Annotated in this window: 20 protein-coding genes; 14 read left to right on the top strand and 6 right to left on the bottom strand. The window is 64.1% G+C overall.

Going from position 1 to position 22,963, the window contains the following annotated elements; genetic code table 11:
* Positions 1-118: 118 nt before the first annotated feature.
* Complete coding sequence (locus FLP30_RS06500; RefSeq protein WP_149279088.1) at positions 119-1,486, bottom strand: lytic transglycosylase domain-containing protein; 1,368 nt, start codon at positions 1,484-1,486, stop codon at positions 119-121.
* Between the two features lie 180 nt (positions 1,487-1,666).
* On the opposite strand from FLP30_RS06500, the gene FLP30_RS06495 reads away from it, so the two are divergent.
* Together FLP30_RS06495 and FLP30_RS06490 are read left to right on the top strand one after the other, a co-directional pair.
* Entirely contained in the window at positions 1,667-2,485 is an 819-nt protein-coding gene (locus tag FLP30_RS06495; protein ID WP_149279087.1) for an ABC transporter permease, read from the top strand.
* On the top strand, positions 2,482-3,270 hold the full coding sequence (locus FLP30_RS06490; protein ID WP_149279086.1) for an ABC transporter ATP-binding protein: 789 nt from the start codon (positions 2,482-2,484) through the stop codon (positions 3,268-3,270). The genes FLP30_RS06495 and FLP30_RS06490 overlap by 4 nt, the downstream gene beginning before the upstream one ends.
* A gap of 91 nt (positions 3,271-3,361) precedes the next feature.
* Here the strand turns inward: FLP30_RS06490 and FLP30_RS06485 are convergent, their stop codons facing one another.
* The 4 genes from FLP30_RS06485 to FLP30_RS06470 all read right to left on the bottom strand — a co-directional run bounded on the left by FLP30_RS06485 (position 3,362) and on the right by FLP30_RS06470 (position 6,780).
* Entirely contained in the window at positions 3,362-4,417 is a 1,056-nt protein-coding gene (locus tag FLP30_RS06485) for a CorA family divalent cation transporter (protein WP_149279085.1), read from the bottom strand.
* A 140-nt stretch (positions 4,418-4,557) separates the two neighbouring features.
* Positions 4,558-4,812: a hypothetical protein gene (locus FLP30_RS06480; protein ID WP_149279084.1), complete on the bottom strand. Its 255-nt coding sequence runs from the start codon at positions 4,810-4,812 to the stop codon at positions 4,558-4,560.
* Positions 4,813-4,994: 182 nt separating this feature from the next.
* Positions 4,995-6,062, bottom strand: coding sequence for a pyridoxal phosphate-dependent aminotransferase (locus FLP30_RS06475; protein ID WP_149279083.1), 1,068 nt, complete (start codon positions 6,060-6,062; stop codon positions 4,995-4,997).
* A 151-nt stretch (positions 6,063-6,213) separates the two neighbouring features.
* A complete protein-coding gene (locus FLP30_RS06470) occupies positions 6,214-6,780 on the bottom strand; it encodes an ankyrin repeat domain-containing protein (protein ID WP_149279082.1) in 567 nt (188 codons plus the stop codon).
* A gap of 258 nt (positions 6,781-7,038) precedes the next feature.
* On the opposite strand from FLP30_RS06470, the gene tkt reads away from it, so the two are divergent.
* From tkt to FLP30_RS06425, 9 genes are all read left to right on the top strand, one after another.
* Positions 7,039-9,141, top strand: coding sequence for a transketolase (gene tkt / locus FLP30_RS06465; protein ID WP_149279081.1), 2,103 nt, complete (start codon positions 7,039-7,041; stop codon positions 9,139-9,141).
* A 93-nt stretch (positions 9,142-9,234) separates the two neighbouring features.
* Complete coding sequence (locus FLP30_RS06460; RefSeq protein WP_149279080.1) at positions 9,235-12,087, top strand: bifunctional transaldolase/phosoglucose isomerase; 2,853 nt, start codon at positions 9,235-9,237, stop codon at positions 12,085-12,087.
* Positions 12,088-12,112: 25 nt separating this feature from the next.
* The gene (gene gnd / locus FLP30_RS06455; RefSeq protein ID WP_149280270.1) at positions 12,113-13,111 is read left to right on the top strand and encodes a phosphogluconate dehydrogenase (NAD(+)-dependent, decarboxylating); all 999 of its coding nucleotides are present in this window, start codon (positions 12,113-12,115) and stop codon (positions 13,109-13,111) included.
* Between the two features lie 13 nt (positions 13,112-13,124).
* The gene (pgl, locus tag FLP30_RS06450) at positions 13,125-13,937 is read left to right on the top strand and encodes a 6-phosphogluconolactonase (protein WP_149279079.1); all 813 of its coding nucleotides are present in this window, start codon (positions 13,125-13,127) and stop codon (positions 13,935-13,937) included.
* Complete coding sequence (rpiA, locus tag FLP30_RS06445; protein ID WP_149279078.1) at positions 13,934-14,647, top strand: ribose-5-phosphate isomerase RpiA; 714 nt, start codon at positions 13,934-13,936, stop codon at positions 14,645-14,647. The genes pgl and rpiA overlap by 4 nt, the downstream gene beginning before the upstream one ends.
* Positions 14,648-14,651: 4 nt before the next feature.
* The gene (locus FLP30_RS06440) at positions 14,652-15,281 is read left to right on the top strand and encodes a gluconokinase (protein ID WP_149279077.1); all 630 of its coding nucleotides are present in this window, start codon (positions 14,652-14,654) and stop codon (positions 15,279-15,281) included.
* A complete protein-coding gene (locus tag FLP30_RS06435; protein ID WP_149279076.1) occupies positions 15,254-15,481 on the top strand; it encodes a hypothetical protein in 228 nt (75 codons plus the stop codon). Before FLP30_RS06440 ends, FLP30_RS06435 begins: the two co-directional genes overlap by 28 nt.
* Positions 15,482-15,558: 77 nt before the next feature.
* A complete protein-coding gene (locus FLP30_RS06430) occupies positions 15,559-17,322 on the top strand; it encodes a chloride channel protein (RefSeq protein ID WP_149279075.1) in 1,764 nt (587 codons plus the stop codon).
* Positions 17,323-17,543: 221 nt separating this feature from the next.
* Positions 17,544-18,569: an NAD(P)H-quinone oxidoreductase gene (locus FLP30_RS06425; protein WP_246856445.1), complete on the top strand. Its 1,026-nt coding sequence runs from the start codon at positions 17,544-17,546 to the stop codon at positions 18,567-18,569.
* On the opposite strand, the gene FLP30_RS06420 is transcribed toward FLP30_RS06425, so the two are convergent.
* Entirely contained in the window at positions 18,556-18,843 is a 288-nt protein-coding gene (locus FLP30_RS06420; protein WP_149279074.1) for a CBU_0592 family membrane protein, read from the bottom strand. The two genes, FLP30_RS06425 and FLP30_RS06420, sit on opposite strands and share 14 nt — an antisense overlap.
* Before the next feature lie 130 nt (positions 18,844-18,973).
* On the opposite strand from FLP30_RS06420, the gene FLP30_RS06415 reads away from it, so the two are divergent.
* The 3 genes from FLP30_RS06415 (at position 18,974) to hemW (ending at position 22,950) form a co-directional block, all read left to right on the top strand.
* Complete coding sequence (locus FLP30_RS06415; RefSeq protein WP_149279073.1) at positions 18,974-19,666, top strand: YggS family pyridoxal phosphate-dependent enzyme; 693 nt, start codon at positions 18,974-18,976, stop codon at positions 19,664-19,666.
* Between the two features lie 121 nt (positions 19,667-19,787).
* Positions 19,788-21,785 carry a potassium transporter Kup gene (locus FLP30_RS06410; RefSeq protein WP_149279072.1) on the top strand — a complete coding sequence of 666 codons (1,998 nt, stop codon included), beginning with the start codon at positions 19,788-19,790 and terminating at the stop codon, positions 21,783-21,785.
* On the top strand, positions 21,775-22,950 hold the full coding sequence (hemW, locus tag FLP30_RS06405; RefSeq protein ID WP_408834335.1) for a radical SAM family heme chaperone HemW: 1,176 nt from the start codon (positions 21,775-21,777) through the stop codon (positions 22,948-22,950). Before FLP30_RS06410 ends, hemW begins: the two co-directional genes overlap by 11 nt.
* The last annotated feature ends 13 nt before the right edge of the window (positions 22,951-22,963 follow it).

Here is a 22,963-nt window from a genome sequence, read left to right as displayed (position 1 = left end):
AATGGTGCGGGCGAAGCAGATCATGGCGCTCAAAGTCTTTTAAGGTCAGGGCTGTGCCCTGAAATACGGAACAGGGACCATCGGCCCCTGCCCCCGCTTTAATAAGCACCCGTACCGATCAGGACGAGGAATCGGGGGCAACAACCATGCAACCGCTCAGCTTGCGGCATGCGTCCAGCGCCTGTGTGTGGGACAGATTGGTCAGCCGGGCGCGATACAGCTTGCCATTATGAACCTGCACCGTAGCGACCTGAGGCCGCGCCGCGCCCAATGACTGGGTGGCGCGGTTACGGGCCTCGCCCGCAGCATGCTGCGCGAGCGATACCGACCCAAACGCCCCGACCTGAATGGCCCAGTCACGCGGTTCCTGCCCGCGGGTCTTGCGGGTCAGCAAGGGTGCTGGCTCAGCCTGTGCGGCAGGGAAAAGGCGTAACGTATGCGATTCGGGCTGAACAGGTGCCGGATCGGCCGCTGTTTCAGGCGCCTGTGCCACCTGCAAAGGTGTGTCCGCCACCGATTGCTGGGATGCCCCAAGCCGCTTGGCCCAGACCGCGCTGACATCAGACGGCGTTTCCGCCAGCCCCGCAATGCGCGACGTGCGCGGCACAGCATGCCACTCCCGCCCATAGCCCGAAGGCGCCTGGCTGACAGCGGAGGTATCGTCCGATGCAGCACTCTCATCCCCCCCGATGGCATCGGCCATCCTGACAGGCTGCCCCCCGGAGCGCGCCGACCATGCCGCCCTGACAGCCTGCGTCTGCGAGGCAACCTGCACGGGCTTGGAGGACTGGGTCAGGGAATCATGGCTGGCCACCAGCAGGTCAGCCTGGGAACGGTTGGTGGGGGAAATGCCCGCAATACGCCGCCCGATGGAGGCAACATAATTGCGTGTCTCACGCGGGAGGGTGCGGTTGTGGGTAATAAAATCTTCCAGCCGCCCCGGCCCTGCATTGTAGGCCGCCAGAAAACCGGGGGAACCATACACATCGTACAACTGGCGGATATAGGCCGTGCCCGCCATGATGTTGTCGTGCGGTTCGTACGCATCCCCACCCAGATTATAGGCGCTGCGCATTTCATCATACGTGGGGGGCATCAACTGCATCAGCCCCATGGCTCCGGGGCCTGAGGTCACAAGCTGGCCGTTATGGAACAGCCGCCCGCCAGATTCCTGCTGGATAACGGCGCGCACCCATTCCTCCGGCACATCAAACCGGCGTGATGCCTCCTGCACATACGGCCCCCACGGGTCTTCCGGCGGGCCGGGCGGCTGATAGTAGGTGCGTGCGTGGGAGCGGTAATAGGCGGCTTCTTCCGCCACCGGCACGGTCATGTCACTGCCGCCGGGGCCATTGGCACAAGCCGACAGCAGAGCCATGAACCCAAAAAGCAGACAGGCCTGTGCCGCCCGCGCCATCCGCCGGGCGTTGCCACCACGGGGGCCACCGGGCACCCTGCCACTTTCAAGGGACTGTCTGGCCTGCATGCTGCTCATCGATCCTTGTCACGGAACGGGATGCCGGCCTGTCCGGAATTCACTCTGGCAAACTGGCATGAAAACACCGTACGATGCTGTACACCCCACGCGGGATGCGTGCAAGAAAACGCCACAGCATTGCCCCGCCCGACATTGCCGCCAGCCACACGCCCACACTGACAGGACAGCATGACGGCCACCCCACTACACACTGCATTACCCCCGGCCCGTGCCGCCAGCCACGACCTGCTGGCCGGGCTGCGCCTGTGGCGGCTGGCCACAGCCCTGGGGTGGCTGGACATTCGCCTACAGTTCCAGGGCGCGCGGCTGGGGCCGTTATGGCTGACAGTGACAAGTGGGGTCATGGCGGGGTCCATGGGGTTAATCTATTCGCAGCTGTTCCATCTTGTCCTGCGCGACTACCTGCCTTACCTCTCAATTTCGCTTATTTTATGGCAATCCGGCCTTGCCCTGCTGGTGCAGGAAAGCTGCACCACGTTCACGCAGGCCGCCAGCAGCATACGCTCGGTCAGGCTCCCCTATACCGTTCAGGTCATTCGCACACTGACACGCTGCACCCTGACACTGGCCCACGCCATGGTTGTACCCATTGTCGTGTTTGCTATTTTCAGGCTCTGGCCGGGCTGGCCCCTGCTGTTGGCCCTGCCTGCCTTTGGGCTCTGGCTGGCCACAGGTGCAGGACTATGCCTGCTGCTGGGCTGCACCTGCGCGCGCTACCGCGATATCACGCCCATTGTCGGCAGTGTGCTGCAACTGGTGTTTTATGTCACACCTGTCATCTGGGAGGCCCGGCAACTGGGCCATCTTGGAGGGTGGCTTGTGTACAACCCGTGCTACGCCATGCTGGAAATCCTGCGCACCCCCCTGCTGGGCCATACGCCGCGCCCGGCACTCTGGCTGGTCGCCGGGGGGAGTAGTCTTGCCATCTGGGCGCTGGCTCTTGGGGTGTTTGCCCGCTGCCGCGCACAACTGGCCTTCTGGGTATGAGCGCGCCCTGCCCCGCCCCCCAGATACAGGCCGCCATTACTATTCAGACCCTGAACCTGCGTTTCCCCATTTTTCAAAGTGGGGGGCGGTCGCTCAAGAAGATGCTGTTCCACTGGGGGCGGTCCCGCTTGTCCGGCACGGCGCAGAGCCAGACCGGCACAACCATGGTGGACGCCCTGCATGACCTGAACCTGCACATAACAGCCGGAGAGCGCGTCGGGCTGGTGGGCCATAACGGCGCAGGCAAGTCCACGCTGCTGCGGGTTATGGCCGGGATTTACCTACCGGATTCGCCCCATGTGACTATACAAGGCCATGTCGCCGCACTACTGAGCCTGAATGCTGGCATGCAACCCAGCCTGACCGGCCGCGACAACATTACCCTGTTTGGCCACCAGCAGGGCTTTGACAAACGGCGCATCCGCCAGCTTGAAGACGATGTGGAGGCCTTTGCTGGGCTGGGCAGTTTTATGGACCTGCCTGTGCGCCTGTATTCCAGCGGCATGAGCATCCGCCTGGGCTTTGGGCTGGCGACCGCCGTAACACCCGATATTCTGCTGATGGATGAATGGTTCATGGCCGGGGACGCGCATTTTCAGGCCATGGCGGAACAAAGGCTGACACGCCTAGTCAATGCGACCCAGATTGTCGTCATGACATCCCACGCGCTGGACGTGCTGGAAAAATGGTGCACCCGCATCCTCTGGCTGGAGGCCGGGCGGATTGTGCGTGATGGCCCCGCCCCTGCCGTACTTGCAGCCTACCGCGCCGCTGCCGAGGGGTGAGCGGGCGTTTTAAAAACAAGGCCGCCCCATCTGCCGCGCCTGTTCACAGGCGACAAAGACCGCCATCTTGTCAGGCGGGCATACCCCAGCCCTAAAGCAGTTTGGTCAGCTTGAGCACCAGCCAGGTGCCCACCATGATCAGAAAGCACAGGCCACCTGCCTCCACCGTGCCCCATGGTCCGTCTGTCAGGAACATGCCGCCGGTGTTCATACCGAAAAAGCCGGTTACAAAGGTGGCAGGCAGCATCAAGGTCGTGCCAACCGAGACGATATACAGCCGCCGGTTGGTCTCTTCCGTCTGGTTGGAGGTCAGCTCGTCCTGCAAGGAGCGCGCGCGGTCCTGCAAAGCCAGAAGATCGTCCAGTGCAGCATGAACCTGCCGGTGGGAGCGGTCGCGCAGGTCATCCTCTGCCCAGTCGGGCAGGTCAAACTCCTCATCGCTGAAAATACGGTCAACAGGGGCCAGAACACGCCGCAACTCGGTCGATCGCCGCCGCACAACACCCAGCAACCCGCTGACACGGCCCAGATCGGTATCCCGGTCGAGCATGAGCAGCACGTCTTCCGCACGGTCAAGCTGGTCGTCCAGACGGGCAAAGTCCCGGCGCAGGGTATCGGCAAATTCCAACAACGCCCTGTCCACCAGCATGGCGGGAGAGCGCGGTACAAACCCACGCCGTAGCTCGTGGTACACAACCCCAAGGGCCGGGATGGGGTGGCGGCGGGTTGTCAGCAGCAGATCCGGCTCCAGGGCAAACCGCCATGTGCTGACATTACGCTCATCATCGGGGGAGGTATCGTCAAAAGAGGGCAGCGCGCCAAAAACGATCTGCCCCACGCTTTCCAGACGGATGCCCCGCTCCATATTGGTCAGCCCCTGCCGCACGACCTCGGGAAAAAACGGCAGGGATTCAATCTGGGTGCGGGACAGCGTGTGCACGATATCAAAATGGAACCAGCCCCACCCTTCCTTGCCAGAAAATTCGGGGGGGAAGACGCCTGTGGTCAGGCGGTGCAGCACCACATCACGCTCAAGTTCGACAGGCTCCTGCCCCTGCTGGCAGAAAATGCCCCACACAAGCCCGTCACGCTGAAAGGTGCCGCCTTCTGAAACAATCTGGGACAGGGAGGGTGAGGTTTGGGCCATCGCAGCATTCCCCGTCGAAAGCATAGGCTGTGTTGGTCAAGCGGTAGCCGGGTCTCCAGGGGCTGCCTTGGCGTTTCTTACCATGGGCCAGCCCCATGCAAAAGGCCGCGAAACGCCATGCAAAAATGAAACTATGATGTCTAGCGTGCACCCGGACGAGCAGGCCGGGGTGTACGCGGCGCACCACCACGCCCGGCTGCCTTAAGCACGGGTGCTGCCGCCAGTTCTGCCTCCAGCTGGGTAATACGCTTACGCACGCTCTCACGCAGAGCGGGAGATGTATGGGCTTTCATGGCCGCCAGCGTTTCCTTAAGGTCACGCAACTGCCGCTGTTTTTCTTCCAGCGAGCGGCGGATTGGCTGATTGTCGGATAACTGTCCATGAACAGAACGCATTTTTAAACTCCATCATAAAATACACAGGGCACGCAGCAGGGGGCACACCCACACGCTGCGGCACATCCGGCTAATGTTCAGGCCCACCCCTGAGGCAAACAGCACACAGGGCCAACGCCCCATGCCAACCGGAAAAGGCAGGGGCGACACCACCACAAACAGCGTGGAGGAAAGACCGAAAGTTACGAAACGCGGTGCAGGATATCGCGCAAGGCCGACAGCAGCGCCGCGCATTGCGCGTCGGTGCCAACAGTGATGCGCAACCACTGGGCCGTACGGTCACCCTTGAGGTGCCTGACAATAATGGCACGCGCCCTCAACTGGGCGGCAAGCTCTGCCGCGTCATGCCCAGAATGACGAGTGTAAACAAAATTGGCCGCCGACGGCAAGACCGTGAAGCCAAGCCCCTCCAACCCCTGCGCCAGCACACCGCGCGCCTGCACGACAGCGGCCACAGCGCTGGTAAACCAGGCTTCATCCTCGACAGAGGCCAGCGCCCCGGCCTGGGCCAGCCGGTCCAACGGGTAGGAGTTAAAGCTGTCCTTGACGCGGGTCAGCCCTTCGATCAGCTCGGGCTGGCCAAAGGCAAACCCCACCCTCAACCCGGCCAGCGCACGGGACTTGGAGAATGTCTGCACCACCAGCAGGTTGGGGTAGTCACGCACAAGGGCTGCGGCACTCTCGGCCCCAAAGTCCACATAGGCTTCATCAACCAGCACCACACGGTCGGGGTGCAGGGCCAGCAGGCGGCGAATGTCCTCCAGCCCCAGTGCCGTGCCTGTCGGGGCGTTGGGGTTGGCAATCACAACACCACCGCACGGCCCGGCGTAGTCATCGACCACCAGCTTCATCCCCGCATCAAGCGGCACCAGACGGTATGGCAGGGCATACAGGCCACAATAGACCTTGTAGAAACTGTAGGTCACATCGGGGAACAGCACGGCCTCCCCGTGTGAGAAAAAAGCCTGAAAGGCGTGGGCCAGCACCTCGTCCGACCCGTTGCCCACAAAAACATGGTCCGCTGGCAGGCCCACGCGCGCGCCAAGAGCCGTACGCAGGGCCAGAGCCTCCGGGTCGGGGTACAGGCGCAGCGTGTCATCCGCCGCAGCCTTAATGGCGGCCAGGGCGCGAGGGGATGGGCCGCAGGGCAGTTCATTGGTGTTCAGCTTGACCAGATCAGCCAGCTTGGGCTGCTCACCCGGCACATACGGGGTCAGGCTGTGAACGAGGGGGCTCCAGAAACGGCTCATGGCGGGTACTATCCACAACAATGCAGGCCCGGAAACCGGACCGAGGAAAAATCGGATCACAAAGGGTTAGAAAAAATCCAGCGTGCCCCCGCGCCGGCACCATGGGCGGGGCACGCCCCAACGCCATGGCCACACGCAAACGGGCTGTCTGTCAGCCCTGGGCTGCGTGTCGGATATCCTGCGCCAGCGCCGTGTTGCCCTGTCGCTGGGCAAGATCAACCGCGCTCAGCCCTTCCCCATCACGCAGGGTGGGGCTGGCACCAGCCTCCAGCAGCAGGCGGGCCATGGGCTCGCGCCCGAACATGACCGCAAACATCAGCGGGGTGCGCCCCACGGCGTTGGGCACGTCCACACTGGCACCGGCATCCAGCAACTGGCGGGCCAGAGCGACATCACCCTTAAAAGCCACCCCGGCCAAGGCGGTTGCCCCTTTTTCGTCCTGCAGGTCGGGCTGGGCACCATGGGCCAGCAGCACGGCAGCGGCCTGTGCATGACCATTGTAGGTGGCCAGAATAAGCGGTGTGTATCCTTTTTCCGCCCTCAGGTTCGGGTCCATCCCTGCGGCAAGAAAGCGGGTCAGCAGGTCTGCATCCCCTTCCCGCGCGGCGTTCAGGAACAGTTCCTCCACCTGGGCGCGTGTGAAAGCCTGCGCGCCTTCCCCCGATACCGGAGCGGCCTGGTCCTGCACGGGCGGAGTCCGGGAAGACTCTTGTGTCATTTTTGACCTCCGGGGAAAAATTAATCTGTACACTACGACGGCGCACAGCATATCCCGCCCACGCCCATACCGCAAACACCGCGCGTACAGCCCCGCCAGAGCAGGCCCGCACGCACCATCTGACATAACACGCACGACAACGTCTTGCCGAAAAACCCGGAACCATGGGATTGTGCCCCCACTTGCCGGGCCCTTATCACGGCCCCCGATATGACATACGGGCTTTGCGGACAAAGCCCAGATGGAGGACAGGTCTGCATGCGCGTTTCTTTTCCCGCCCCTTGCCGCGCTCCTGCCGGAGCCGAAGCCGGTGGGGCCGCCAAGGCCGATGCCGTGTGTATCAACACAATCCGCACGCTGGTCATGGACGCGGTGCAGAAAGCCAATTCGGGCCACCCCGGTGCTGCCATGTCCATGGCACCCGTCGCCTATACGCTGTGGCAGGATGTCATGGCCTATGACCCGGCAGACCCGCTGTGGCCCAACCGCGACCGCTTTGTGCTGTCCATCGGCCATGCTTCCATGCTGCTGTACGCCCTGATCCATGTCACCGGTATCCGCGACGTGCGCGACGGCGTTGTGACAGACCAGCCCGCCCTGAGCGTGGAAGACCTGCGCCAGTTCCGCCAGTTTGGCTCGCGCACACCCGGCCACCCCGAATATGGCCACACCACCGGCGTGGAAACCACAACAGGCCCGCTGGGTGCTGGCTGCGCCACATCCGTTGGCATGGCCGTGGCCGAAAAATGGCTTGCCGCCCGCTACAACCGCCCCGGCTACACGCTGTTTGACCACACGGTGTACACCCTGTGTGGCGATGGCGACATGATGGAAGGCGTGACAAGCGAGGCCGCATCCCTTGCCGGGCATTACCAGCTTGGCAACCTGACATGGATCTATGACTCCAACCGGATCTCCATTGAAGGCTCGACCGATGTCGCCTTTACCGAGAACGTGGCCGAGCGTTTTGCCGCCTATGGCTGGCAGGTGCTGGAGCTCAAGGACGCCAACGACACCGCAACCCTGCGCGCCCTGCTGGCCCAGGCCAAGGCTGAAACCACCCGCCCGAGCCTGATTATTGCCCACTCTGTCATTGCCTGGGGTTCACCCAACAAGGCAGGCAAGGCCTCCGCCCATGGCGAGGCCCTGGGTGAGGCCGAAGTCCGCGCCACCAAGCAGGTTCTGGGCTGGCCCGAAGACAGCAGCTTTGAGGTACCCGACAGCGTGCTGCCGCATATCGCCGCGGGCCTGGGCGCACGGGGCAAGGCTGCCAATGCGGCATGGAAGGCGCTGCTGGCCCGCTACAACACCACCTACCCGACCGAAGGGGCGGAACTGGCTGCCATTTTTGCAGGCACCCTGCCCGAAGGGTGGGATGCCGATATCCCGACCTTCCCCACCAGTGACAAGGGTGATGCCTCCCGCTCCAGCTCTGGCACAGCGCTGAACGCCGTGGCAGGCCGCCTGCCGTGGCTGCTGGGTGGCTCGGCCGACCTTGCTCCCTCCACCAAAACCCTGCTCAAGGGGCAGGACAGCTTCCAGCCCCCGCGCTGGGGTGGGGACTACGCCGGACGCAACTTCCACTTTGGTGTGCGCGAGCATGCCATGGGGTCCATCGTCAACGGCATGGCGCTCTATGGTCTGCGCCCCTATGCAGCGGGCTTCCTCATCTTTTCCGACTACATGAAAGCCCCCATCCGCCTGTCCGCGCTGATGGGCCTGCCGGTAACTTACATCTTCACCCATGACTCGATCGGGGTGGGCGAGGATGGGCCGACCCACCAGCCGGTGGAACAGCTTGTGCAACTGCGTGCAACACCTGGGCTTGTGACCCTGCGCCCGGCTGACGCCAACGAGGTTGCCGAAGCATGGCGTGTGCTGATGGCCCGCAAAACCGGCCCCACGGCCCTGGCGCTGAGCCGCCAGAACCTGCCGACACTGGACCGCACCCACTACGCCCCCGCCAGCGGCTTGGCCCAGGGTGGCTATGTACTGGCCAGCAGCACACAGACCCCGCGTGTGATCCTGATTGCCTCGGGCAGTGAGATCGGGCTGGCTGTCGGTGCCTACGAAACCCTGACCGCCGAGGGCATTCCCGCCCGCGTGGTGTCCATGCCAAGCTGGGAACTGTTTGAAGCCCAGTCCAAAGACTACCGCGACAGCGTTCTGCCCCCCACCGTCACCGGCCGCGTGGTGGTGGAAGCCGCCTCGCCCATCGGCTGGGACCGCTACGCCGGACCCAGTGGGGACATTATCGCCATGGGTGGTTTTGGCGCCTCCGCCCCGGCCGGGCAGCTTGCCCGGCACTTCGGCTTTACGCCCGAGGCTGTTCTCGCCGCCGCACGCAGGCAGGCGGGCTAACCCCCGCCCCACCGCGAACAGGACAATACCCGGCCACATATCCGCCGCTTTATGCAGGCGCTATGTGGCCGAACGCATTCCAAGGATAGCACTATGACAGCCTCCGCCCCCACCGGTGCCAACCCTTTGCAGGCTCTTGCTGGCGCCCAACAATCCCCCTGGCTGGACTTTATCCGCCGCTCCTTTGTTGAAGATGGCTCCCTTGCAGCACTGGTGCACGCAGGCGATATCCGGGGTGTGACCTCCAACCCCGCCATTTTCCAGAAGGCCATTGGGGACGGCACGGAATACGATGCCCAGATGCGCGCCCTTCTGGCCAAAAGCACGCCAACCCCCGGCGCGCTGTATGAGCGCCTGGCCATTACCGACATCCAGGCCGCAGCCAAGGTGCTGGCCCCCGTGTATGAGCAGACACAGGGCACGGACGGTTTTGTAAGCCTTGAGGTGTCGCCCTATCTGGCGCGGGATGAACACGGCACGACGCAGGAAGCCGCACGCCTGTGGGCCGATGTTGCCGCCCCGAACCTGATGGTCAAAATCCCCGCCACACCGCAGAGCATTCCTGCCATCCGGCAGAGCATTGCGGCGGGTATCAATGTCAATGTCACGCTTATTTTCTCACTCGCGGCCTATCGGGACGTGGTGGAAGCCTGGCTGACCGGGCTGGAAGAGCTGCACGCCAAGGGCGGCAACCTGTCCCGCGTGGCGTCGGTAGCGTCCTTTTTTGTCAGCCGGATTGATGCCCGGATTGATAGCGCCATCGACCAGCGCACCAGTGCGGGGGATGCCCAGGCGGCAGCTCTGGCCACCCTGCGCGGCAAGGTCGCCATTGCCAACGCCAAGCTGGCCTATGCCTACTGGCAGGACATCATGCAAAGCCCGCGCTGGAAAGTGCTGGAAGCCGCCGGGGCACAGACCCAGCGCCTGCTGTGGGCCTCCACCGGCACCAAGGACAAAGCGTATAGCGATGTGCTGTACGTGGACAGCCTGATCGGCCCGCAGACCGTCAACACCCTGCCCCCGGCCACCATGGACGCCTTCCGCGACCACGGCACCGTGCGCGAGACCCTGACCGCAGGGCTGGATGACGCCCGCCATATTCTCGCAGAAACCCAGCGCCTTGGACTGGACCTGGACAGCGTGACCGACGCCCTGCTGGATGAAGGTGTGACCGCGTTTGAGGAAGCGTTTGATACGCTTCTGGCCTCGGTCGCTGCCAAGCAGGCCGCCCTGATGGGCGACAGCCTGACCGGGCTGAAAACCAGCCTGCCCGCCGACCTGTCCGCCGCCGTAACACAGGCGCAGGACGACTGGCGGCGCAATGGCACCATCCGCCGCCTCTGGGCGAAAGACGCCACCGTCTGGACAGGCGGCACCGAGGCCGACTGGCTGAACTGGCTGACCATTGTGGACGACCGCGCCGCCAATCTGGCGGAACTGGAGGCCTTTCAGACCGAAGTGCGTGCCCGTGGTTTTACCCAGGTTCTGCTCATGGGCATGGGGGGCTCCAGCCTTGGGCCGGAAGTGCTGGCCACAACCTTTGGCAAGCACGAGGGCTTTGGGCACCTCTACATCCTCGACAGCACGGACCCGCAGCAGGTTGCCGCGACCGAGAAGAAGCTCGATATCGCGCACACGCTGTTTATCGTGGCGTCCAAGTCGGGCAGCACGCTCGAACCCAGCATCATGCTGTCCTATTTCCACGATCTGGCCAAACGCACTCTGGGCGCACAGGCCGGGGCGCATTTTGTGGCCATTACCGACCCCGGCTCCAGCCTGGAAAAACTGGCGCAGGCGGAAGGGTTCTGGAAAATTTTCCACGGGGACCCAAAAATTGGCGGGCGCTATTCCGTCCTGTCCAATTTCGGCCTTGTCCCCGCAGCCGCTGCGGGTGTGCCGCTGCACCCCTTTGTTGCTGACGCCCTGCGCGGTGTGCGCCTGTGCGATGCCAGCGTGCCCCCCGCCGTTAACCGGGGTGTGCAGCTTGGCCTGATTCTGGGCACAGCAGCCCGCCTTGGCCGCGACAAGCTGACCATTCTGGCCACACCGGAAATCGCGGATTTCGGGGCATGGATGGAACAGCTCGTGGCCGAATCCACGGGCAAGAACGGTCTGGGCATTATCCCCATCGATAATGAAACACCGGGCAGCCTGCGCCATTATGGTGCAGACCGCCTGTTTGTTTACCTGCGTCTGGCCCCAGAACACCGCCATGAGCAGGACGAGGCCATCGCCACCCTGCGCGAGGCGGGACAGCCTGTGCTGACCATAACCCTGCACAACCGCCGCCAGATCGCGCAGGAGTTCTTCCATTGGGAAATGGCAACCGCCGTGGCCGGGGCCGTGCTGGGGATCCACCCCTTTGACCAGCAGGACGTGGAATTCAGCAAGATCGAAACCCGCAGGCTGACCGAAGCCTACGAAAAAACAGGCTCCCTGCCGCCCGAAGCCCCGTTTGCAAGCTTTGGTCCGCTGTCCTTTTTTGCCGACCCGGCCAATGCCGCCGCCACGCAGGGGGCGGATGCCGTGGCTGTCCTCAAGGCCCATTTTGCGCGGGTCCAGCCTTCGGACTACGTAGCCCTGCTGGCCTACCTGCCCCGCAACCGCGACACGCAGGAATGGATGCAGCACACACGGCTGCACCTGCGCGACGGGCTGAACTGCGCCACAGCGGCCGAGTTCGGGCCGCGCTTCCTCCACTCCACCGGGCAGGCGTACAAGGCTGGCCCCAATACGGGTGTTTTCCTCCAGATCACCGCCGATAACGCGCAGGACCTGCCCATACCGGGCACAAGCCTGACCTTCGGGCTGGTGGAAAGTGCCCAGGCCCGTGGGGATTTCAGCGTTCTGGCCGAGCGGGAGCGGCGCATTATCCGCGTGCATCTGCACGGTTCGCTGAAAGAAGGGCTTGCAGCCCTGGCCACCGCCCTGCATGACGCGCTGTAACACGCGCAATACAGGAGAGCACATCATGCGGATTGGCATTGTCGGACTGGGCCGGATGGGCGGCAACATTGCCGTCAGGCTGACACGCCACGGGCACGAGGTTGTGGTGCATGACCATGACCCCGCCGTGGTGGAAAAAACCGTTGCCCGGGCCGAAGCCGGGCGTGCGGTCGCCGCCACCAGCCTGGAAGACATGGTGGCCAAGCTGGCTGGCTCCAAGCGGGTGGTCTGGTCCATGCTGCCTGCGGGTGAGATTACCGAAACCACAGTCCAGACCCTGGGTGGCCTGCTGGGGCAGGGTGACATCATCATCGATGGTGGCAACACCTACTACAAGGACGACATCCGCCGTGCGGCCGAACTGGCGGCAAAGGGGATCGATTACCTTGATGTCGGCACCTCTGGCGGGGTGTGGGGGCTGGAGCGCGGCTACTGCATGATGTACGGCGGCAACCCCGACGCCGCTGCCTACCTGGACCCGATCCTGTCCGCGCTGGCCCCCGGCCAGGGCGACATCCCCCGCACGCGCGACCGTGACCGCGACGGGCTGGACCCCCGTGCCGAGCAGGGCTACCTGTACTGCGGCCCAGCCGGGTCGGGCCATTTTGTCAAAATGGTCCACAACGGGATCGAATACGGCATGATGCAGGCCTTTGCCGAAGGCTTTGATGTCATGCACCGCAAGGATTCCCCCCTTGTTGCCGAAGGTGAGCGCTTCTCCCTCAATCTGGCGGACATTGCCGAGGTGTGGCGCCGTGGCAGTGTTGTGTCCTCCTGGCTGCTGGACCTGACAGCCGAGGCCCTGGCCCGCAATGGGGACCTTGCCCCCTTCAGCGGTGAAGTCAGCGATTCGGGCGAAGGCCGCTGGACGATCGAAGCCGCGATTGAGGAAGCCGTGCCGGTGCCGGTCATGACCGCTGCCCTGTTCACACGTTTCCGTTCCCGCAGCGGCAACACCTTTGCTGAAAAGATACTCTCTGCCATGCGCTACGGCTTTGGTGGTCATATCGAAACCAAAGGCTGAAGGGTACGGCGGGATGACAGCACACACACAGGGTACCCCCCCGCAGGGGCAAAGCGCCATTACCGGCGCGCTCCACGTCTACCCCACGGGGGACGATCTTGTACGCGCGCTGGCAGACCGCCTGCTGGCTCTGGCGCTGGAAAAAGTGGCGCGTAAGGACGGTCCTTTCCGCATAGCCCTCAGCGGTGGTTCCACCCCGCAGCGGCTTTATGCGTTGATGGCCAGCCCGGCTTACGCCCAGCGTTTTCCGTGGCAACAGATGCAGTTTTTTGTGGGGGACGACCGCTTTGTGCCCCACGATCACGCCGACAGCAACGCAGGCATGTTCCGCCGCCTGCTGCTGTCACAGGTGCCTGTTCCTGAAAGCGCCATTTTCCTCATGCCTGACAGCGGCACCCCGCAGGACGCCGCCGCCAGTTACGAGGCCACATTGCGCGCCCAGTACGGCAGCACCACCCTGCACCCCGACAGGCCGCTGTTTGATGTCACACTGCTGGGGCTTGGCACCGACGGGCATACCGCCTCGCTCTTTCCCACCCAGCCGGTTCTGTCCGAGCGCACAGCCTGGGTTGCCCCCTGCACCCCCACAACGGCACCCCATACGCGCCTGACCCTGACATACCCGGCCCTGCACGCCAGCCAGCACATTATCTTCCTGGCCGAAGGTGCGGGCAAAGCCGATATTCTGGCCCAGGTCCGCACCACAGGGTCCCCCTACCCGGCCAGCGCCATTACCGCCATGGGCGATGTCTCATGGTTTGTGGACCAGGCGGCCGCCCCCTCCCACCCGCTAGACACCCATACAGCAACAGGACCCGACGCATGAGCAGCCTCCCCCCCGATCCGGCAGCCGCCTTCAAGCAGCAGGCCGCCATTCAGGCTGCGGCCCTCGTGCAGGACGGTATGGCCGTGGGCCTCGGCACCGGCTCCACCGCACGCTTTGTGGTGGCGGAACTGGGCCGCCGTGTGCGTGAGGAAGGGCTGCGGATCAACGCCATTCCCACCTCCATCGCCACCCGCACGCAGGCACAGGAAGAAGGCATCCCGCTGACAACCTTTGCCGAGCACCCGGAGCTGGACATTGCCATCGACGGGGCGGACGAAATCGAGCCCACCACCCTCAACCTGATCAAAGGGCTGGGCGGGGCACTGCTGTGGGAAAAAATCGTGGCGTCCATTGCGCGCCAGTTCGTGATTGTGGCTGACGCCAGCAAATATGTGGACCATCTGGGCATGCACTGCCCGCTGCCGGTTGAGGTTATTCCCTTCGGCTGGGAAAGTGCCGCCCACAGGCTGGACGCACTGGGGGCACAGACCACACCACGCCGTCTGCGCGATGGCTCCCTCTTCCTCACGGATGAGAAAAACCTGATCATCGACTGCCTGTTCCCGCCCATGACCAACCCCGATGCACTGGCGGCCGATATCCTGAACATTGTGGGCGTTGTGGAGCACGGGCTGTTCCTGCACATGGCCACCCAGACCATTACCGCCGGGCCGGACGGCGTAAAAGTTCTCACCCCCAAGCCCCGCTGAACCCATGCAGGCCGACACCCCGACCACCCTCCGGCCCGGCCTGCGCCCACGGCTGATTGTGGTCATGGGTGTCAGCGGCACTGGCAAAACCACCTTTGCCACCGCCTTGCATGAGGCACTGGGCTGGCCCTGGCAGGATGCCGACCCCCTGCACAGTGCCGCCAGCCGTGCCAAAATGGCGGCGGGAATCGCGCTGGATGATCAGGACCGTGCAGGCTGGCTGACCCGCTGCCACGACTGGCTGGCCAGACAGGCCGCACGGGGCGAGGGTGGGATTCTGGCCTGCTCCGCCCTAAAGCGCAGGTACCGCGACAGGCTGGGCCTTGGCCTGCCTGCACCGTGGCAGCCCATCATCATCCATCTCTGCGCCAGCCCTGCCCAACTGGCAGAACGGCTGACCCAACGCACCAACCATTTCATGCCTGCAAGCCTGTTGCCCAGCCAGCTTGCCACGCTGGAACCACCCCAGCCCGACGAACTGGCCTGGAGCTTTGACGCCACAGCCCCCGTGCAGGCAACACTCACCCATGTTCTGGCCCGCCTTGCCGCCCTGCCCGACACAGGGCAGGCTGGCAGCCAACCCACCCCACAGCAGGACATGGCAGCATGGGACATAATTACGCCCGCCCCCTGACCACAGGCCAGAAAATGGAACGCCTTCTAGAGCGTATCCCCCCGTCCTGGCGCATTGTGGTGGAGCGCACCGCTGGCGAGGCCACATGGCGTGCCCTGGCGCAGGCTCCAGGCCAGGATGGCCAGTGGAGCGACCCCGCCCCAGACCCGGCCAGCGCGCTGGAAGAGAGCTGGCGGCGTAACCGCACGGTCATAACCTGAGCTGAAAGCCCCCTCCGGCAGGGTACACCTACGCTCTGTCGTTGAAGCACAGCCCTGCATGCTGGTAAGGCAGGGGCATGACAGCCCTGCTGGAGCATCTGCGCGCCCACCACACCCCCACCCGCCTGCTGGCCGCCCTGCGCGCGCTGGTGCGGACGGATTCGCTGTGGCTGATCGTCCTGGCCATTATCACCGGCCTGCTGGCAGGGCTGGCCGTGGCGCTGATTACCTGGACTACTCTCTACGCCCACCAGTTGCTCTCACCGGGGGAGGAGCGCCTGTCCGGGCTGGTCGCCATTACCCCCTGGCGTGCCCTGTGCGTGCCCACGCTGGGCGGGCTGCTGCTGGGCCTGTGGCAGTTACGGCTAAGCCCACGCCACCGCCCGGTTGACCCTATTGAGGCCAATGCCCTGCATGGGGGGCGGATGTCCCTGCGTGACAGCCTTGTGGTCACGGGGCAGACGATTCTGTCCAACGGTTGCGGGGCATCACTGGGGCTGGAGGCCGGGTTCAGCCAGATTGCCGCAGCCTTTGGCGCACGCATCGGGCGGAACCTGCGACTGCACCGTGCCGATGTGCGCCTGCTGGTGGGCTGTGGCACGGCAGGGGCCATCGGGGCAGCGTTTGATGCCCCCCTGGCCGGGGCGTTTTACGCGTTCGAGCTTATTCTGGGGTCCTACACCTTCCCGCTGCTGGCCCCGGTCATGTGTGCAACCCTGTGCGGCTTGGCGGTGGTGCGGCTCTGCGGCGCAACCCTGCCCGAACTGGCGCTGACAACACCCGCGACTGTACCGCCACTGGCCTACCCGCTGCTGATTGCCCTGGGCTTTGCCGCAGCCATGACCGGCGTGGGGTTGATGAAGGGCGTGACCGTGGCCGAACGGCTGTTCCGGCAGGCTATCCGCCCCAACTGGCTGCGCCCGGCTGTGGGGGGGCTGCTGGTCGGGCTGCTGGCGCTGGTCTCGCCCTCGGTGCTGTCATCAGGGCATATTGCCATGCGCGAAGGGCTGGTGGCGCCGCCGGGGCTGCTGCTGGCACTGTGGCTGTTTGCGCTCAAGGCCATGGCGTCGAGCATTTCCATCGGAGCGGGTTTTCGGGGTGGGCTGTTTTTTGCCTCGCTCTATCTGGGGGTGCTGCTAGGGGCCGCTTTTGCCGGGGTTACTGCCCCCTTTGCGCCCCTGCCGGTAACACTCTGCACCATCGCGGGCATGTCGGCACTGGCCACCACCATTGTCGGCGGGCCGCTGACAACCATCCTGCTGGCGCTGGAAACCACAAAAAGCCCGACCATGACCGCCGCCGTAGCACTGGCGGCCATTGTGGCCTCGGTCACGACACGGCGGATCTTCGGCTACTCCTTTGCGACATGGCGCTTCCACCTGCGGGGGGAAAACATCCACTCCGGTGTGGATATTGGCTGGATGCGCAGCCTGACCGTGGCGCAGATGATGCGCCCGCAGGTGGATACCCTGCCAGAAACCCTGAGCGTGGAGCAGGCCCGCACCACCTTTGGCAAAACACCGCCCCGCCATGTCGTGCTGCTGGATGCACAGGGCCATTACAGGGGCATGGTAGAAAGCACGCGGCTGAACAGCGTGGACGCAAAGCCCGATGCTCCCCTGTCCTCATTGGCGGAAGCCATGCAGGAAGTGCTGGCACCGTCCTCCTGCATTTCGGAAGCGGTTGCGACGTTTGAGCGCATCAACTACCCCGCCCTGCCTGTTGTGGATGCCCAGCGCCATGTTGTGGGCCTGCTGAGCGAGCGCTATGTCCTGCGCCGCCATGCGGAGGAACTGGAGCGCACCCGCCGGGACCTTGCGGGGGAAAAATACACCCGCTGAGCCCTAGCACCCCGGCAGAACCATACGCCGCAGACTTTCTTCCGTCTGACATTGCGCAGCACCGCACCGCAGCCCCTGACTGACTGGTACCCAACCGGGGTCGCAGAGTGTTGAAATCAGCCTGACCGCGCTAGCAGTGTCGTGAACAGCCCGCCCCTTTCATACCGACCGGGGCGAGACCATAGTTCTTAGCATTGTGTTTACAGCATTGCGGCCATGTCATGACAGTTCAGCCCCCCCTGCCCACCACCATGCGGGCTATCACCTTTGCCGACCCCGGCGAGCCGGATGTCCTGCGCGTGGAAACCCTGACCCTGCCGCAACCCGGCCGGGGGGAAGTGCTGGTGCGGGTTATGGCAGCAGGCGTGAACCGCCCCGACATCATGCAGCGCAAGGGCCTGTACCCGCCACCGCCCGGTGCCTGCCCACGGCTGGGGCTGGAAATTGCGGGGGAAGTTGTCGCCTGTGGCTTACCGCAGGAGGGCACCACCATGCCCGCCATTGGCAGCCGTGTCTGCGCGCTGACAAACGGGGGCGGCTACGCGCAGTACTGTCTGGTGCCTGCGGGGCAATGCCTGCCCTGGCCCACCGGATACACCGCCGTGCAGGCCGCAGCCCTGCCTGAAACCTATTTTACAGTCTGGTCAAACCTGTTCATGCCCGCCATCCCCCCCGCTGGCACGCGGGTGCTGGTGCATGGGGGCACCAGCGGCATTGGCACAACGGCCATCCAGCTTGTCCATGCCCTGGGTGGCGAGGCCTATGCCACGGCAGGCACGGCGGAAAAATGCGCCCTGTGCGAAACACTGGGTGCCAGAGCCATCAATTACCGGGACGAGGATTTTCTGACCCGTATTCGGGAAATGACACACGACAAGGGGGTGAACATCATCCTCGACCTTGTGGGTGGGGCGTATTTCAACCGCAACCTCAAGTGCCTGGCCATGGATGGGCGGCTGGTCATCATCGCGCTTCAGGGTGGTGCCAAGGCGGAGCAGGCTGATCTGGCCCGGATCATGACCCGGCGGCTGACGGTAACAGGCAGCAGCCTGCGCCCGCGTGACAGCGCCAGCAAGGCCCGGATTGCCCAAGAGTTGCACACCCATGTCTGGCCCCTGCTGGACGCAGGCACCATTGCCCCGCTGATCCACGCCGTCTTCCCGCTGGAGGACGCAGCAACCGCCCACCAGACCATGGAAGACGGGGAACACAGCGGCAAAATCATCCTTCAGGTCAGCCCTGATTAGGCTGGCGACTGGCTGGGCTCACACGGCGCTGCCACAGGGTTTCGGCAATGCCGTAAACACTGACCAGCGCCCAGAAGGCCTCGATCAGAAACGCGGGCAGGTTAAAATCGTGCCAGAGGGAACTGATGATCAGGAAACAGCCCAGCAGGTTGACCAGCGGGTAAGACAGCCCGCGGGTGCTGATCATGCCCCTCATGTTCAGAAAATACAGCACCACGACAATGGCTGACCCCATATAGCCGAACACATCATACCAGTGCAGACCCGGAACCATCTGGTCATTCTCCCGCTTCTTGTTTTTCGTCCCCCCTCTTCGCCCGTGGGGACCAAAGGGGCAACCCTTCCCCGCCTGCCCCTACGCCACACTTGACCACACAGGCGAGTTCAAGGAATCCTGCGCCCGCATGGAGACCCTTCCTTCCCTTTCCGGCGTGGCCGGGCGGCTTGCCGCCATCCGCGCCCGCATGGCCAGCGCGGCAACCCGCGCCGGGCGTGACCCCTCCGCCGTGGCACTGGTCGCGGTGTCCAAGTTCCACCCCGCCAGCAGTGTGCTGGAGGCCATACAGGCTGGCCAGCATGTGTTTGGGGAAAACCGCGTGCAGGAAGCCGCCGCCAAGTTCCCCCCCCTTCAGGCTGCCACCCCGGCCGTGCAACTGCACCTGATCGGCGGACTGCAAACCAACAAGGCGCGCGAGGCCGTGCGCCTTGCCAGCATGATCGAAAGTCTGGACCGCCCCGCCCTGGCCGATGCGCTGGACCGGGCTGCCCAGGCCGAAGGCCGCCTGCCCGACCTGCTGATTGAGGTCAACACAGGCGACGAACCCCAAAAATACGGCGTCCCACGGGAGGAAGCCGACAGCTTTATCCGCGCCTGCCGCCAGCGCTTTGGGGCAAACGTGCGCGGGCTGATGTGTATCCCCCCCGCCGATGCAGACCCCGTGCCCCACTTTGCGCTACTGCGCGCCATGGCCCACACGCATGGGCTGTCCGTGCTGTCCATGGGCATGTCCGCCGACTTTGAGCAGGCCATTGCCCAGGGGGCCACCCATGTCCGGGTTGGCAGTGCCATCTTCGGCACACGGCCCGCCAGCGCCTGACACCTGCCGACCGCCCGGCCTGCCCATGGCCGGACACCGGTATACCTTGCCTTGGCCTGTGTTATCCCCCTATGCAGAGTCATCCCGAACGCCCCGCCCACGCTGTGGAGCCAGAAGCACAATGACTGACCCCGCCCCGACACCAGCCCCCCGGCCTGCCACCGGGCAGGACACAGCCAGCCCGCCCCATGCCGAGGCCAATGCGCCAGAACCACGGCATATTGCCGAGTTCGGGGCGGACCAGCCACAGCAGACCGTAGCCCCCGTGGGCTTTGCCGCCCTGCTGGGTGTGCTGGGCGTGGTGTATGGTGATATCGGCACAAGCCCGCTCTATGCCTTCCGCTCCACGGTGGAGGTTATTTCGGGCCACCATCAGGTTGCCCCGTGGGAGATCATGGGCGTTGCCAGCCTGATCTTCTGGACGCTGATCCTTGTGGTGACCGTTAAATACGTGCTGCTGATCATGCGGGCGGACTACAATGGCGAAGGTGGTATTCTGGCCATTATGTCGCTGGCCCAGCGGGTGACATCAAGCGCGCGCAACAGGCTCATCCTCGGGCTGGTTGGTATTGTGGGCACCTGCCTGTTTTTTGGAGATGGCATTATCACCCCCGCCATTTCGGTGCTATCCGCAATCGAGGGGGTGGAAGTCAGCGTTCCTGCCGCGCATGACGTGGTTATTCCCGTTGCCATTCTGGTCATTATCAGCCTGTTCAGTGTCCAGTGGATCGGCACCGGGCGGGTAGGCACCATTTTTGGCCCTGTCATGCTGCTCTGGTTCGGCACGCTGGGAGCATTGGGGGTGATCGAGATTATCCACCACCCCGCCATTCTGATGGCACTTTCCCCCACATATGCCGCAGAGTTTGTGTTCTACCACGGCACGCTGTCATTTCTGGCCCTTGGCTCGGTCGTGCTGTGCGTGACCGGGGCGGAAGCCCTTTATGCCGATATGGGGCATTTTGGCCGTGCACCCATCCGCTACGCCTGGCTGTTCTTTGTGCTGCCCATGCTGGTGCTGAACTATTTTGGGCAGGCTGCTCTGGTCATTGCCGACCCCAAGGCGCTGGCCAACCCCTTCTTCATGCTCTGCCCGCACTGGATGCGTGGCCCCATGGTGCTGCTGTCCACGCTGGCCACCGTCATTGCCAGTCAGGCTGGTATTTCGGGCGGGTTTTCCATCTGCCGCCAGTTGATCCAGCTTGGCTACATGCCCCGCCTGCGCGTGACCCACACCAACGCGGAGGAGGAAGGCCAGATCTATCTGCCCGACTTCAACCGCTTCCTGGCCGTGGGGGCTGTGCTGCTGGTGCTGGCCTTCCGCAGTTCCGACGCGCTGGCCTCGGCCTATGGTATTGCCGTGACTGGCACCTTTATCTGCACCTCCATTCTGGCCGTTGCGGTTTTTCAGCGGCACTTCAAATGGCCAACCTGGCAGGTGGCGCTGGTCTTTGGGTCATTCCTGCTGCTTGACGGCACCTTCTTTACCGCCAACGCCCTCAAGATCCCCGATGGCGGGTGGGTGCCCGTGCTGCTGGGTGCCGTGCTGACACTGATGATGACAACATGGAAAAAGGGCCGTGGCCTCATCATCACCCGGCAGCGGCAGGACAGCCTGCCCATGGGCAGCTTTATTGCTCGTCTGCCGCAATCGCGCACCATCCGCGTGCCGGGCATGGCTGTGTTCATGACCAGCACGCCCGACTTTGTACCCCCCTGCCTGCTGCATAACCTGCGCCACAACCGCATCCTGCACGACCACGTGCTGTTTGTGACGGTGCTGAACCTTGACCAGCCCGAAGCCGAGCGCGGCCACCGCGTTACGGTGGAAGAGCTGGCCCCCGACATCTACCGTGTGATCCTGCGCTACGGCTTTATGGAAATGCCCAACATCCCGCGCGCGCTGGAAGAACTGAAAGCCAATGGCGTCAACTTTGATGCCCTTCAGGCCTCCTACTTTACATCGCGCGAGTTGATTACCCGCTCCTCCGTGCCCAAGCTGTCCCGGTGGCGGCTGTCGCTGTTCATGTTCATGTTCCGCAACTCCACCTCCAGCATGGAATTTTTCCGTATCCCGCCTGATCGCGTTGTGGAACTGGGCGTAAAGGTTGCCATCTGACCTCGGCACTGTGCAGGGCGAACCTCTTGCCCTGTACATCCACTGGCCGTTCTGCCTGGCCAAATGCCCGTACTGCGACTTTAACTCCCATGTGCGCGACACCATCCCGCAGGCCCGCTTTGGCGCAGCCCTGCGGGCCGAACTGGCGCACGAAGCCGCACGGCTGGGCCGCAGGCGGCTGACATCCATTTTCTTTGGCGGCGGCACCCCCTCGCTCATGGCGCCCGATACTGTGGCCGCTCTGATTGCCGACGCCACAACCCTGTTTGACCCCGCCCCGGACCTTGAAATCACGCTGGAGGCCAACCCGACCAGTGTGGAGGCCGCACGGCTGGCACAGTTCCGTCAGGCAGGGGTCAATCGGGTGTCGCTGGGTATTCAGGCACTGGACGATGCAGCCCTGCGCTTTCTGGGCCGCGAACATTCCGCCACACAGGCCCGCGCCGCGCTGGAAAGTGCCCGCGCCCTGTTTGAGCGGATTACCTTTGACCTTATCTACGCCCGGCCAGAGCAGACACTGGCCGCCTGGCAGAGCGAGTTGCATACCGCGCTGGAACTGGCAGCGGACCATATCTCGCTCTACCAGTTGACCATAGAACCCGGCACCAAGTTTGAAGCCCTGTACCGGTCGCACAGCTTTACCCTGCCTGATGAGGATGAAGCCGCCGCCCTGTATGACGCCACCACCGCCATAACCGCCGCCCACGGCCTGCGGGCGTATGAGGTTTCCAACTATGCCCGCCCTGGCAGTGAGAGCCGCCATAACCTGACCTACTGGCGCTATGGCGACTATCTGGGCATTGGCCCCGGTGCGCATGGGCGGTTAAGCCTGTCCGACGGGCTTTACGCCACACGGCGGCACCGCGCGCCCGAACCTTGGGCCGCACTGGTAGAGCAGCACGGCACTGGCCAGACCAGCCAGGACGCGCTGGACCCCCGTGAACGCGCGCGGGAAATGCTGCTGATGGGCCTGCGGGTGGAAGAAGGCATCAACACCCACCGCTTTGCCGCCCGCACGGGGCTGACACTGGCACAGGCCGTCGACCCGACCATTCTGCACGCAGCCCTGGACGAGCAGTATCTGACCCAGACACCCGACACCCTGCGCGCCACCCCCGAGGGACGCCTGCGGCTGGAAGCCCTACTGGGTGCGTTAGTGCTCTGACACGCCACAGGCC

The organism is Acetobacter vaccinii, from assembly GCF_008365315.1.
Classification (GTDB): Bacteria; Pseudomonadota; Alphaproteobacteria; order Acetobacterales; family Acetobacteraceae; genus Acetobacter; species Acetobacter vaccinii.
This window is presented reverse-complemented; position numbering and strand designations above follow the sequence as displayed.

What these genes read in the sequence shown, in the direction of transcription:
- FLP30_RS06415 (WP_149279073.1), top strand. Translation starts at nt 18,974, where the DNA reads ATGGAGACCCTTCCTTCCCTTTCCGGCGTGGCCGGGCGGCTTGCCGCC.
- pgl (WP_149279079.1), top strand. Translation starts at nt 13,125, where the DNA reads ATGACAGCACACACACAGGGTACCCCCCCGCAGGGGCAAAGCGCCATT.
- FLP30_RS06410 (WP_149279072.1), top strand. Translation starts at nt 19,788, where the DNA reads ATGACTGACCCCGCCCCGACACCAGCCCCCCGGCCTGCCACCGGGCAG.
- tkt (WP_149279081.1), top strand. Translation starts at nt 7,039, where the DNA reads ATGCGCGTTTCTTTTCCCGCCCCTTGCCGCGCTCCTGCCGGAGCCGAA.
- FLP30_RS06430 (WP_149279075.1), top strand. Translation starts at nt 15,559, where the DNA reads ATGACAGCCCTGCTGGAGCATCTGCGCGCCCACCACACCCCCACCCGC.
- FLP30_RS06470 (WP_149279082.1), bottom strand. Translation starts at nt 6,780, where the DNA reads ATGACACAAGAGTCTTCCCGGACTCCGCCCGTGCAGGACCAGGCCGCT.
- FLP30_RS06480 (WP_149279084.1), bottom strand. Translation starts at nt 4,812, where the DNA reads ATGCGTTCTGTTCATGGACAGTTATCCGACAATCAGCCAATCCGCCGC.
- FLP30_RS06460 (WP_149279080.1), top strand. Translation starts at nt 9,235, where the DNA reads ATGACAGCCTCCGCCCCCACCGGTGCCAACCCTTTGCAGGCTCTTGCT.
- FLP30_RS06475 (WP_149279083.1), bottom strand. Translation starts at nt 6,062, where the DNA reads ATGAGCCGTTTCTGGAGCCCCCTCGTTCACAGCCTGACCCCGTATGTG.
- FLP30_RS06440 (WP_149279077.1), top strand. Translation starts at nt 14,652, where the DNA reads ATGCAGGCCGACACCCCGACCACCCTCCGGCCCGGCCTGCGCCCACGG.
- FLP30_RS06495 (WP_149279087.1), top strand. Translation starts at nt 1,667, where the DNA reads ATGACGGCCACCCCACTACACACTGCATTACCCCCGGCCCGTGCCGCC.
- FLP30_RS06420 (WP_149279074.1), bottom strand. Translation starts at nt 18,843, where the DNA reads ATGGTTCCGGGTCTGCACTGGTATGATGTGTTCGGCTATATGGGGTCA.
- FLP30_RS06490 (WP_149279086.1), top strand. Translation starts at nt 2,482, where the DNA reads ATGAGCGCGCCCTGCCCCGCCCCCCAGATACAGGCCGCCATTACTATT.
- FLP30_RS06500 (WP_149279088.1), bottom strand. Translation starts at nt 1,486, where the DNA reads ATGCAGGCCAGACAGTCCCTTGAAAGTGGCAGGGTGCCCGGTGGCCCC.
- gnd (WP_149280270.1), top strand. Translation starts at nt 12,113, where the DNA reads ATGCGGATTGGCATTGTCGGACTGGGCCGGATGGGCGGCAACATTGCC.
- rpiA (WP_149279078.1), top strand. Translation starts at nt 13,934, where the DNA reads ATGAGCAGCCTCCCCCCCGATCCGGCAGCCGCCTTCAAGCAGCAGGCC.
- FLP30_RS06485 (WP_149279085.1), bottom strand. Translation starts at nt 4,417, where the DNA reads ATGGCCCAAACCTCACCCTCCCTGTCCCAGATTGTTTCAGAAGGCGGC.
- FLP30_RS06425 (WP_246856445.1), top strand. Translation starts at nt 17,544, where the DNA reads ATGACAGTTCAGCCCCCCCTGCCCACCACCATGCGGGCTATCACCTTT.
- FLP30_RS06435 (WP_149279076.1), top strand. Translation starts at nt 15,254, where the DNA reads ATGGGACATAATTACGCCCGCCCCCTGACCACAGGCCAGAAAATGGAA.